This window comes from Nocardioides sp. (genome assembly GCF_036401255.1).
GTDB lineage: Bacteria > Actinomycetota > Actinomycetes > Propionibacteriales > Nocardioidaceae > Nocardioides.
Genome location: NZ_DASWVI010000433.1, coordinates 1 through 11,379 on the forward strand (window position 1 = coordinate 1; position 11,379 = coordinate 11,379).

The 11,379-nt window shown below is 73.0% G+C and carries 13 protein-coding genes; 5 read left to right on the forward strand and 8 right to left on the reverse strand.

Going from position 1 to position 11,379, the window contains the following annotated elements:
• Both VGD85_RS19815 and VGD85_RS19820 read right to left on the reverse strand, forming a co-directional pair.
• A partial coding sequence (locus tag VGD85_RS19815; protein ID WP_331065151.1) for an RNA polymerase sigma factor occupies positions 1–1,001 on the reverse strand: 1,001 nt, incomplete at its 3' end.
• On the reverse strand, positions 998–1,402 hold the full coding sequence (locus VGD85_RS19820) for a YciI family protein (protein WP_331065152.1): 405 nt from the start codon (positions 1,400–1,402) through the stop codon (positions 998–1,000). The genes VGD85_RS19820 and VGD85_RS19815, both read right to left, overlap by 4 nt.
• Positions 1,403–1,518: 116 nt before the next feature.
• Between VGD85_RS19820 and VGD85_RS19825 the strand changes: the two genes are divergently transcribed.
• From VGD85_RS19825 to VGD85_RS19840, 4 genes are all read left to right on the forward strand, one after another.
• Complete coding sequence (locus VGD85_RS19825; RefSeq protein WP_331065153.1) at positions 1,519–2,271, forward strand: hypothetical protein; 753 nt, start codon at positions 1,519–1,521, stop codon at positions 2,269–2,271.
• A 118-nt stretch (positions 2,272–2,389) separates the two neighbouring features.
• Entirely contained in the window at positions 2,390–2,659 is a 270-nt protein-coding gene (locus tag VGD85_RS19830) for a hypothetical protein (protein ID WP_331065154.1), read from the forward strand.
• Positions 2,656–3,825, forward strand: coding sequence for a hypothetical protein (locus tag VGD85_RS19835; protein WP_331065155.1), 1,170 nt, complete (start codon positions 2,656–2,658; stop codon positions 3,823–3,825). Before VGD85_RS19830 ends, VGD85_RS19835 begins: the two co-directional genes overlap by 4 nt.
• 47 nt (positions 3,826–3,872) lie before the next feature.
• Positions 3,873–4,604 carry a PH domain-containing protein gene (locus tag VGD85_RS19840; RefSeq protein WP_331065156.1) on the forward strand — a complete coding sequence of 244 codons (732 nt, stop codon included), beginning with the start codon at positions 3,873–3,875 and terminating at the stop codon, positions 4,602–4,604.
• A 5-nt stretch (positions 4,605–4,609) separates the two neighbouring features.
• Here the strand turns inward: VGD85_RS19840 and VGD85_RS19845 are convergent, their stop codons facing one another.
• The 6 genes from VGD85_RS19845 to VGD85_RS19870 are packed head-to-tail and all read right to left on the reverse strand — an operon-like array spanning position 4,610 to position 10,506.
• The gene (locus VGD85_RS19845) at positions 4,610–5,542 is read right to left on the reverse strand and encodes an alpha/beta hydrolase (RefSeq protein WP_331065157.1); all 933 of its coding nucleotides are present in this window, start codon (positions 5,540–5,542) and stop codon (positions 4,610–4,612) included.
• 10 nt (positions 5,543–5,552) lie between these two features.
• Entirely contained in the window at positions 5,553–6,704 is a 1,152-nt protein-coding gene (locus VGD85_RS19850) for an acyl-CoA dehydrogenase family protein (protein ID WP_331065158.1), read from the reverse strand.
• 5 nt (positions 6,705–6,709) lie between these two features.
• Entirely contained in the window at positions 6,710–7,933 is a 1,224-nt protein-coding gene (locus tag VGD85_RS19855) for an acyl-CoA dehydrogenase family protein (protein WP_331065159.1), read from the reverse strand.
• Between the two features lies 1 nt (position 7,934).
• Complete coding sequence (locus VGD85_RS19860; protein WP_331065160.1) at positions 7,935–8,960, reverse strand: phosphotransferase family protein; 1,026 nt, start codon at positions 8,958–8,960, stop codon at positions 7,935–7,937.
• The gene (locus VGD85_RS19865; protein ID WP_331065161.1) at positions 8,957–9,754 is read right to left on the reverse strand and encodes an SDR family oxidoreductase; all 798 of its coding nucleotides are present in this window, start codon (positions 9,752–9,754) and stop codon (positions 8,957–8,959) included. The genes VGD85_RS19860 and VGD85_RS19865 overlap by 4 nt, the downstream gene beginning before the upstream one ends.
• The gene (locus VGD85_RS19870) at positions 9,754–10,506 is read right to left on the reverse strand and encodes an SDR family oxidoreductase (RefSeq protein WP_331065162.1); all 753 of its coding nucleotides are present in this window, start codon (positions 10,504–10,506) and stop codon (positions 9,754–9,756) included. The genes VGD85_RS19865 and VGD85_RS19870 overlap by 1 nt, the downstream gene beginning before the upstream one ends.
• A gap of 56 nt (positions 10,507–10,562) precedes the next feature.
• Here VGD85_RS19870 and VGD85_RS19875 point away from each other — a divergent pair, with 56 nt between their 5' ends.
• A complete protein-coding gene (locus tag VGD85_RS19875; protein WP_331065163.1) occupies positions 10,563–11,150 on the forward strand; it encodes a TetR/AcrR family transcriptional regulator in 588 nt (195 codons plus the stop codon).
• The last annotated feature ends 229 nt before the right edge of the window (positions 11,151–11,379 follow it).

Genomic DNA, 11,379 nt, shown 5'->3' on the forward strand with positions numbered 1-11,379 from the left:
CGGGGGACGTCCGCGGGGACGGCCGCGAGCTCGCGCAGCCCGACCAGGGGCCCGTCGACCTCGCCGACCGCGACCACCCGGTTGAGCGCGACGACCGGTGAGTCGGTGAGGCCGACCAGCTCGTCGTACCACTCCAGGATCTGCGCCCAGTCGGTCTCCTCGGTGCTCGGGGCGTCGCAGTGCAGTGCGGCGATCGCGGCCTGCGCCTGGTACTCCCCGAGCCGGTCCCGGGCGAGCGCGTCCTGGAGGATCTGCACCCCCTCCGCGATCAGCGCGGTGTCCCAGCGACCGCGGTCCTGGTCGGCGAGCGGCACGAGTGCACCGTGCTCGTCCCAGCGCGCGGCACGGCGCGCGTGGTGGAGCAGCATCAGCGCCAGCAGGCCGGCGACCTCGGGCTCGTCGCTGGCCCGCGCGAGCATCCGGGTCAGCCGGATCGCCTCGGCGGCGAGGTCGACGTCGCCGGAGTAGCCCTCGTTGAACACCAGGTACAGCACGGTGAGCACCCGTCGCAGGTCGCCCGGGGCGCCGACGCCCGCCTCGGCCACGGTCCGCTTGGCCCGGCTGATCCGTTGGGCCATCGTCGCCTCCGGCACGAGGTACGCCGAGGCGATCTGCCGCGTGGTGAGCCCTCCGACCGCGCGCAGCGTCAGCGCGACCGCCGACGACGCGCTGAGCGCCGGGTGGCAGCACAGGAACAGCAGCAGAAGGGTGTCGTCCTGCTCGGCCACCGGCCCGGGCGGCGGCTCGTCGTGGGCCCGCTCCTCCCGGGCGCGCCGTGCCGACTCGGACCGGCCGGCGTCGATCACCTTGCGCCAGGCGACCGTGACCAGCCACCCCTTCGGGTCGTCCGGCGGGGCGTCGGGCCAGCGGCGTACCGCCTCGACCAGCGCCTCCTGGACGGCGTCCTCCGCCGTCGCGAAGTCGGCTCCGCGACGGACGAGGACGCCGAGGACCTGAGGTGCCAGGTCCCGGACCAGGGCCTCCATCGCCAGGTCCGTCACTCGGTCACGGTCGGGGGCAGCTCCATGAACGGCCGGACCTCGATCCACTCCCGGATCGGCTCCCCGCCCGGTCCCGGCGCCGAGGAGAGGTGGGCCGCGGCCTCGTAGGCCCGCTCGGGGGAGTCGACGTCGATGACCACCCAGCCGGCGACCAGCTCCTTGGTCTCCGCGAACGGCCCGTCGGTGACCGGTGGGCGGCCGTCGCCGTCGAAGCGCACGAACGTGCCCTCGGGTGCGACCGCCTGGGCGTCGACGAACTCGCCGCGCTCACGCAGCTGGTCGATGACGTCGGTCATGAACGCCATGTGCGCCTCGACCTCGGCCGGCGCCCACTGGTCGATCGGCGGGCAGTCGAGGGGCTTCGCGCCGCGGTAGTGCTTGAGCAGCAGGTACTTCGCCATCGTCGTGTCTCCTTCTGGGGGTTCCGTTATAGCCGCTCTCGTGGCGGCTCGACCCTGGGACGGAGCCGCGGCGCGGTTCTCGACATCCGGCCCGAAGATCGGTCTAGGTTGCTGCCATGCAGTCTCGGGGGACGGTCGACGGGGTCGACGGGGTCGACGAGCCGGCGGTCACAGCGGTGGGGAGGTCCCGTGCGCGGCCGGTCGGATGGTGGGCGGCCCGGGTCGCCGGCTGGGGGCTGCTCGGCGCGTGCCTGCTGCTGGCCGCCGTGGCCGTCGCCGGCGGTGAGCGCACGGCGAGCTACGACTCGCTGCGCACCGCGGTGCGGAGTGGCGACATCGAGCACGTGGTCGTGTCGTCGGGCTCCAGTGGCGACTTCCGCGGTCACGTGACCGTGGACGTGCACTGGCACACCGCGACCGGCTGGCGCGTGGCGCAGGTGGTCGAGCAGCACCCCTTGCGCCGGGACCGGCTCAACGGACTGCCGGTCGTGTACGACGTGGTGCAGGACCTCCGCGGACTCGACCCAGGCCTGGAGGTCGAGCGTCGGCCGCACTGGCGCGAGCTCGGGGCCAGCATCGAGGTCCTCGGGTGGCGGCTGGTGGGCTGGTGCGCCCTCGTGGTCGCCGTGGTCTGGGTCGGCACCCTGATGCTGATCGTGGGCGGTCCGCCACCGTGGCGGGCCACCCGATGGGCGTGGTTCTGGCTGCTGCTCCTGGCCGCGCCGGTGGGTGTCGTGGCGTTCCTCCTCCTCGGCGGGCCGTGCGGCCTCCTGCCCCCGGCGCCGGGCCGGCGGCCGGGGCTGCGCGGGGGTGCCGCCTTCGTGCTGGCGCTGCTGGTCGGGACCGCGATCGGCACCATCGGCAGCTGATCATCGCGCCGCCGGTGGCCTGTGGACGACGAGTTTTCGTCGGCGCCTCCGCGGGGCAGCATGGAGCCAACGACTCACTCGGGGGGTTGCCATGCTTGCCGAACCGACCGCAGGTCTGGTGTGTGACCACAGCGCGCTGCGCGATGCCGAGGCAGCGCTCGTGTCGGCCGCGACTGACCTCGATGCCGTGGGTGGGTCCGTGCCCGCGGGTGACCTCGCCGACGCTCAGGCGGTGATCGCCGTGCTGCTCGCCGGCCTCATGGAGACCTCGGCGCGCCTGGTCGCGGAGGGCAAGGTGCTGGGCCTCGGGATCCGCGTGGCGTCCGCCGGCCTCGCCGCCACGGACGCCGAGCAGGCACTCCGCTTCGTCGAGGTCGGCCACCGATGACCGGGACGATCGAGACCGAGGTCCGGGGCGACCCGGCCGCGTTCCGCGCGCTGGGCGACTACCTGCGCACCGTCCTGGCCGCACGCACGACGGACCTCGCCGACCGGACCGCTGCCGAGCGCTCCTCGCTGGCCGGCTCCTGGCAGGGGGCGGCCGCCGACGCCTTCGGCGGCCGGGCCGCGACCCTCGTCACCGCGGGCGACGGTGTCGCCGAGCAGGCACGCGCGGCCGCGGCCGAGGTCGAGGCACTCGGGGAGGCGTTGTGCCTCGCCCAGGACGGCATGGCGCAGGTGCGCGCGAGCGCCGCTGCCGGCGGCCTGCACGTCGAGGGCACCGTGATCATGTGGCCGCCCGACGCGTGGCGCCTCGACCTCCTCGAGACGACCCGCCTGCAGGAGGCGTGGAACGCCGCGCTCGCCGGCGAGCGGCGGCACCGGCAGGCCTGGTACACCGCCCTCGACCGTGCCGCCGCCTTCGCCGAGTTCTCGTCGAGCACGCTGCTGGGGCTGACCGCCGACCTGGTGGTGACCGCGGCCGAGCGGGCACTGCTGCTGGTCACGGCCCGAGGGCTGATGGGCAGGGCGGAGTTCTACGCCTCGGAGGTGCGCCGGCTCGACGGCCAGATCGACGACCTCGCGCGCGCCTTCGATCGCTTCGGACGGCCCGGTGACCGGCTCCTGCTCGACCAGCTCGTCGACGAGAGGATCGAGAAGCGCTACGCCGCGCAGGCGCTGCACGACGCCGCCGAGCATCCCGAGCTGCCCCGCGAGCTGCGCGGCGGGTTCGGCGTGCTCTCCGGCGCGTTGGCCGGCTACGGCGTCTACAGCGACATCCAGGCGGGCGAGTCCACCAAGCAGGCGGTCGTGTCCCAAGGGGCAGGGTTCGCTGCTGGTGTCGTTGGCGCGGCCGGCCTCGGCGCTGTCGCCGGCTCGTGGGCGCCCGGACCGGGCACGGCCATCGGTGCGGTCACCGTCGGGGGCGCCGCATTCGTCGGCGGTGCGCTCGGTTCCGTGCTCGGTGACAAGGGCGTGGACCACTTCCTCTTTGGGCACGACGAGCCCGGCGACGACGAGGCTGAGGAGCCTGAGCCGGGTGCCGAGCTGCTCGACTACGCCGCCGAGGTGCTCTCGTCCCCGCAGGACGCCGGCCACCGGGAGGCGCCGTGAGGCTCGATCCACGGTTCGTGGGCAGAGAGGCGCGTGACGCGGTCGGGATGCAGCTGTTCATCGTCGTCAGCACGGTGGCGGGCCTCGCCTTCGTGGTCGCAGCCGTCCGCACCGGCGCGTGGGGCGCTCTGCTGCTGGGCGGCTTCTTCCTGACGGGTGCCGCCAGCTTCCGCCTCAGCATGTTCGGGCGCCGGAGCCTCGGCAAGCGGGTCCGCGAGACCTGGGATGCCTCGGGCTTCGCGATCCGCGTCGGGCTGCGACCCCACCGCCCGCTGGCACTGCTGTGCACGGCTCTGAGCACGGCGATGATGTTCGGCACGGGCGTGCTGCTGCTCGAGTCGCCCGAGGGCAAGGCACTGATGTGGGTCCTCCTCCCTCTGCCGCTGCTGCTCGTCCCCGACAGCGTGCGAGGCCTGCTCGCGACTGGGCGGGAGGTCGTCCTCACTCCGCGCGCGATCATCTATCGGGGCTGGTCCTACGACATCGAGGTCCCGTGGGAGGACATCGAGCGGGTCCGCAGCACCAGGTCCAACCCGTGGGTGCCCGCGATCCGTTTCGACCTGCGGCCCTCGTCGTCCGAGCGGGCGGTCATGCACAAGTTCGTGGCCTGGCTGGATCCGAAGCCGCGGCCCGACAACTTCCAGATCCCCGTCCTCGCCGTCGACATGCCCTGGGAGCTCGTGGCGCTCGCAGCGCGCATGGTGTGCGTCCAGGCTCATCAACGTCCGGCCCAGCTCCGTGAGCACGGCATGCCCACGCTGACCAACTCGGGCGTCTGACGGGGTCAGCCGTGAAGTACCGTTCGGAACAGCGCGCAGGTCTCGTCGAGTGCCCGCTGCGCCGCGGTCGAGTGGCGGCCCATGTCGACGAAGCCGTGGATCAGGCCGGGGAACGTGCGGACCTCGACCGGCACACCGGCGCCGGCGAGTGCCTCGGCGTACGCGAGCCCGTCGTCGCGCAGCGGGTCGAACTCCGCCACGACGACCACCGCGGGGGCCAGGCCGTGGAGGTCGCCACGCAGCGGGCTGAGCCGCGGGTCGCTGAGGTCGGTGCGGTCGCCGGTGTACTGCCGCTGGAACCACGCCATGCTGGCGGCGTCGAGGAAGTAGCCCTCGGCGTTCTCGGTGTGCGACGGATAGCTGCCGGCCATGTCGGTGACGGGATAGATCAGCAGCTGGCCGGCGAGCGGTCGGCCTTCGTCGCGGAACGCCTGGGCCACGACCGCGGAGAGGTTGCCGCCGGCGCTGTCGCCCGCGACCGCGACCCGGTCGTCGCCGCCGAGGTCGGCGAGGTGGTCGGCGACGTACCGCACCGACGCGACGGCGTCCTCGGGCGCGGCGGGGAAGGGGTGCTCGGGTGCGAGCCGGTAGGCCACCGAGACCACGACCGCCGCACACCCGTTGGCGAGCGTGCGGGCGGTGAGGTCGTGGGTGTCCAGGTCGCCGATCACGAAGCCGCCGCCGTGGAGCAGCACGATCGTCGGCAGCGGGCCGTCGAGGTCAGGGCGGTAGACGCGGGCGGGCAGGTCGCCGTCGGCACCCGGGACCGTCGTCTCCTCGACGGCGCGTACGCCGGGCACCGCGGCCGGGTCGCGCAGGTCGACGCTGAGCGTGCGCAGGCCGCGCCGGGCGTCCTCGACGGTGCCCTCGGCCATCGGGGCGGCCTCGGCCGAGCCGATGAACGCGAGCAGGGCGGCGAGCTGGGGGTCGAGGGGCATGGCTCTCCTGTCAGACGAAGGCGCTGACGCCGGTCTCGGCGCGGCCGATGAGCAGCTTCTGGATCTGGCTGGTGCCCTCGTAGAGCGTCATCACGCGGGCGTCGCGGAGGTACTTCTCGGCCGGGTGCTCGTCGACGTACCCCGCGCCGCCGTAGACCTGGATCGCGTTGCCGGCGGCGCGCACGGCGGCCTCCGAGGCGTAGAGCTTGGCCTTGGACGCTGCCGTGCCGAACGGCTCGCCCCGGTCGATCAGGTCGGCGCAGCGCCACACCAGCAGTCGGGCGGCGTCGGCGTCGACCGAGAGGTCGGAGATCAGCTCCTGCACCAGCTGGAAGGACGCGAGCGGACGTCCGAACTGGGTGCGGGTGACGGCGTACTCTCGCGCGATCTCCAGGCAGCCCTGGACGATGCCGACGCAGCCGGCGGCCACGGAGACGCGGCCCTTGTCGAGGGTGGTCATCGCGATCTTGAAGCCCTGGCCCTCCTCGCCGAGCAGCGCGTCGGCGGGCACCCGCACGTCGGAGAGGAACAGCTCGGCGGTGGCCTGGCCGCGCAGACCGAGCTTGCCCTTGATCTCGCGGGCCTCGAAGCCGGGGGTGTCGGTCGGGACCAGGAACGCGCTGACGCCCTTCGGGCCCGGGCCGCCGGTGCGCGCGAACACGAGCGCGACGTGGGCCCAGGTGCCGTTGGTGATGAACAGCTTCTGTCCGCTGATCACCCAGTCGTCGCCGTCGCGGCGGGCCCGGGCGGACAGGTTGCCGGCGTCGGAGCCGGTGTCGGGCTCGGTGAGGCCGAAGCAGCCGAGGATGCTGGCGTCGGCGATGCCGGGCAGCCAGCGCTGCTTCTGCTCCTCGCTGCCGAAGCCCAGGATCGACTTGCCGACCAGCCCGTTGGACACCGAGACGATGCCGCGCAGGGCGGAGTCGGCACGACCGAGCTCCTCCATGCCGAGCACGTAGGTGAGGTAGTCGCCGCCGAGCCCGCCGTACTCCTCGGGGATCGTGAGGCCGAAGAACCCGATCTCGGCCAGCTTGGGGATGATCGCGGTGTCGACGGACTCCGCGCGGTCCCAGGCGGTGCGGTGCGGGACCGCCTCGCGGTCGAGGAACTCCCGGGCCAGGTCGCGGAACGCCTGCTGCTCCTCGGACAGGCTGAGATCCATCGGCGTCAGTCCTTCCAGCGGGCGATCTCGGCCTTGGCCAGTGAGCTCTTGTGCACCTCGTCGGGGCCGTCGGCGAACCGCAGCGTGCGGACCTGGGCGAACGCGTACGCGAGCGGGAAGTCCTGGGAGAGCCCGCCGCCGCCGTGCACCTGGATCGCCTTGTCGAGGATCCACTGCACGGTCTCGGGGGTGGCGATCTTGATCGCCTGGATCTCGGTGTGGGCGCCGCGGTTGCCGACGGTGTCCATCAGCCAGGCGGTCTTGAGCACGAGCAGCCGCAGCTGCTCGAGCTTGACCCGCGACTCGGCGATCCAGCCGCGGACCACGCCCTGGTCGGCGAGCGGCCGGCCGAAGGCGACCCGGGACGAGGCCCGTCGCGACATCAGCTCGATCGCCGACTCGGCGATGCCGATCGCGCGCATGCAGTGGTGGATGCGGCCCGGGCCCAGGCGGGCCTGCGCGATCGCGAAGCCGAGCCCCTCCTCGCCGATCAGGTTGCTGGCCGGGACGCGTACGTCGCGGAACACCAGCTCGGCGTGTCCACCGTGCTCGTGGTCGTCGTACCCGAACACCTCCAGGCCGCGCACGACCTCGACGCCGGGGGTGTCGCGGGGGACGAGCACCATGCTCTGCTGGCGGTGACGCGACGCCGACGGGTCGGTCTTGCCCATCACGATGAAGATCTCGGCGTGCGGGTTCATCGCGCCGGTGATCCACCACTTGCGGCCGTTGATGACGTACTCGTCGCCGTCGCGCTCGATGCGGGTCTCGATGTTGGTCGCGTCGGAGGAGGCGACGTCCGGCTCGGTCATCGCGAACGCCGACCGGATCTCGCCGGCGAGCAGGGGCTGGAGCCAACGCTCCTTCTGCTCGGCGGTGCCGAACAGCGAGAGCACCTCCATGTTGCCGGTGTCGGGGGCGGCGCAGTTGAGCGCCGCCGGGGCGAGGTGACCCAGGCGGCCGGTGATCTCGGCGAGGGGGGCGTACTGCAGGTTGGTCAGGCCGGGGGAGTCGGCGTGCTCGTGGGGGAGGAAGAGGTTCCAGAGCCCGAGCTCGCGGGCCTCGGCCTGCAGCTGCTCGAGGATCGGGACCTCCGACCAGGCCCACCGGTCCTCGAGCTGTCCGAGCTGCTCGTGGAAGAGCGGGGCGGAGGGCACGAGCCGCTCCGCCATGAAGCGCTCGAGCCGCTCGATCAGCTCGGTCGTCGTGTCGTCGTGTGCGAAGTCCATCTCAGTCCTCTCCGAGGGCGGCGAGCCCTGCTGTGATCAGGGGGTCGAAGCCGGCGCCGATCTGGTCGAACCCCTCGCCGACCGTGGCACCCTGCTGGAAGCGGTAGGTGATGCCCTCGAGGATCACCGCGAGCTTGAAGTACGCGAGCCCGAGGTGGAACCCCATGTCCCCGAGGTCACGACCACGCATGTCGGCGTACCGCGCGAGGTGCTCCTCACCGTTGGGATAGCCGGGCGCTGTGCTCACGTCGGAGACCAGGCCAGCGGCCGGCAGCTCGGCCAGCCGGTCGTAGACGAGCAGCAGCGCGAGGTCGGTGCGGACGTCGCCGAGCGTGGCCATCTCCCAGTCGACGACGGCCTTGATGTGGTCGTCGGGGCCGGTGAGCAGGTTGTCGAGGCGGTAGTCGCCGTGCACGATCCCGGCCCACACCCCGTCGTCCTCGGGCACCCGCGCGGTGAGCCGGCGGTGCAGCTCGTCGGCCTCCGGGCGGTCGGTGGTCTTGGACCCCGCCAGCTGCTGGCCCCAACGCCGGACCTGTCGCTCCAGGAAGCCCGCGGGGCGGCCGAACTCCCCGAGCCCGACGGCGCCCGCGTCGACGGTGTGCAGCCGCGCGAGCACGTCGACCATCTCCCGGGCGATGCTCGCCGTGCGCTCCGCGCCGAGCGCCTCGAGCTCCCGCGCGGACCGGTAGGCGGTGCCGACCACCCGCTCCATCACGTAGAACGGCGCACCGATCACGTCCGGGTCGGCGCAGTGGGCGTACGTCGTGGGCACCGGGACGTCGGTGTCGCGCAGCGCGGACATCGCGGTGTACTCGCGGCCCATGTCGTGCGCCGTCGCCTGCACGTGGCCGAGCGGCGGACGGCGCACGATCCACCACGAGGTGCCGTCGGTGACCTCGTAGGTCAGGTTGGACTTGCCGCCGGCGATCAGCTGTCCGCTGAGCCCGCCGGCGATCTCACCCGGCCGCTGCTCGTCGTACCAGCGTCGGAAGGCGTCGAGGTCCAGTCCGGGAGTCTCGTTCACCCCAGTGCTCCTGCTTCGTCGATCTTGTGCTGGAGGCGGCGCATCCCGGCCAGCCAGCGGTCGGTGTCGGTGGCGCGCGCGACGTAGTAGCCGGCGACCTCCCGGTGGGGGAGCACCAGGAAGCGGTCGTCGGCGAGCGAGGCGATCCAGGCGTCGGCGACCTGCTCGGGCTCGAGCGCCTGGTCGCGGGAGAGCAGCTCCTGCAACGGCCCGGCGTCCTCGAGCATCTGGGTGCGCACCCCCTGAGGGCAGATGGCCTGCACGGTGACACCCCGGTGGCCGTACGTCACCGAGAGCCACTCGGCGAAGCCGACCGAGGCGTGCTTGGTCACGGAGTACGGCGCGCTGCCGATCATCGTGAGCAGTCCCGCCGCCGAGGCGGTGACGACGAACCGGCCGCCGCCGGTCTCCAGCCACCCGGGGACGAGGAGGCGCGCGGCGCGGACGTGGGCCATCACGTTGACGTCGAGCATGCGCTGCCAGTGCTCGTCGGAGGTCTGCAGGCTGTCGACCCCGCCGCCGCCGTCGATGCCGGCGTTGGCGCAGTAGACGTCGATGCGGCCCAGCGCGTCGGTGGCGGCGTCGACCAGCGCCCGGACCCCCTCGGCGGAGGACGCATCGCCCGCGACCGGCGTACCACCGATGTCGTCGGCGACCGCCCGCGCCGTGGCGGGGTCGAGGTCGTTGACGACGACCCGGGCGCCCTCGGCGGCGGCGCGGGTCGCCAGGGCCCGGCCGATGCCCCGGCCGGCGCCGGTGACGACGACGCCCTGGCCGGCCAGCAGCCCGGGCATCACACCCCGCCGGTGAGGGTGAGACCGCCGTCGAGGGTGAGCGTCTGGCCGGTCACCCACGACGCTTCGTCGGAGAGCAGGAACGTCACGGCGCTGGCGATGTCCTCGGGCACCCCGAGGCGCTTGAGCGGGTACGCCGCGGCGACCTCGTCCTCGCGGCCCTCGTAGAGCGGTCCGGCGAACTGCGTCTTCACCACGGCGGGCGCGACCGCGTTGACCCGGACGGTCGGGCCGAGCTCGACCGCGAGCGACTCGGTGAGGCTGATCATCATCGCCTTGGAGGCGCCGTACATCGCGATGCCCGGGGCGGGCTTGACCCCGGACACGGAGGAGATGTTCACGATCGCGCCGCCGTGCTCGCCCATCCAGGCGCGGTGCGCGGACTGGGCCCAGGCGAGCGCGCCGAGCGCGTTGACCTCGACGATCTTGCGCGCGGCGCCGAGGTCGAGGTCGATCAGGCTGGAGAGCACCGGGTTGATGCCGGCGTTGTTGACGAGCAGGTCGAGGCTGCCGAACGTCTCGATGGTGCGGCGTACGGCGTCCTCGCGGTGCTCGGGGTCGTCGGCCTTGCCGGCGACGGCGATCGCGTGCTCGGCGCCGCCGAGGCTGGCGACGGCCTCCTCGAGCGCCTCGGGCTTGCGCGCGGTCAGGCAGACCTTCGCACCCTCGTCGACCAGCCGCTGGGCGATGCCCCGGCCGATGCCCCGGCTGGCTCCGGTCACGATTGCGACCTTGCCGGCGATTCCTTGCACGTGTCCTCCTGCGTCGTGGCTTGCTCCTGACTAAGCGCTTGCTTACCATGCGGTCCATGACCGCGTCCACCCCCGTGCCCGACGCCCGGACTCGACTCGCGACCGCCGCGGTGGACGCGTTCGCGGCGCGCGGCTTCCACGGCACCACGACGCGCGACATCTCCACCACGGCCGGGATGAGCCCGGCCGCGCTGTACGTCCACCACCGCTCCAAGGAGGAGCTGCTCTTCGAGCTGGCGCGCGTCGGTCACCTGCGGGTGCTCGAGATGGTGCGTGCGTCGATCGCTCCGTGGTCGGACCCGGTCGAGCAGCTCGGGCAGCTCGTGGAGGACTTCGTCCGCGACCACGCCGAGGAGCACACGGGTGCGCGGGTGATCAACTACGAGCTCTCGGCACTGACCGCCGAGCACCTCGCCGAGATCCGGGCGATCCGCCACGACATCGACGTGGTCCTGCGCGACGTGCTCGAGCGCGGCGTCGCCGCCGGCGTCTTCACCACTCCCGACGTGCGGATGACCGCGCTCGCGATCCTCTCCCTCGGCATCGACGTCGCCCGGTGGTACCGCGACGAGGGCCGCTGGGCGCCCGACGAGGTCGCCGCGCACTACCGGCTGCTCGCACTGCGGATGGTCGGCGCGGCGTAGGTCATCCACAGATCGCTGCCGGACCGTTTCGGTTCTGCGTCGAGCGGGGAATGATCGCATCCGTGAACCGGTCTCGGACGGCCCTCACCGCACTCGCTCTCGTGCCCGTGCTCGCACTCGGTGCCTGCTCGGGGGATGACCCCGAGCCCAAGTTCGCCGACCCCTCGCCGTCGTCCTCGGTCCCCACCTCGCCGTCCACCACCGCGGTGTCGGGTCCGGTCGAGCCGAC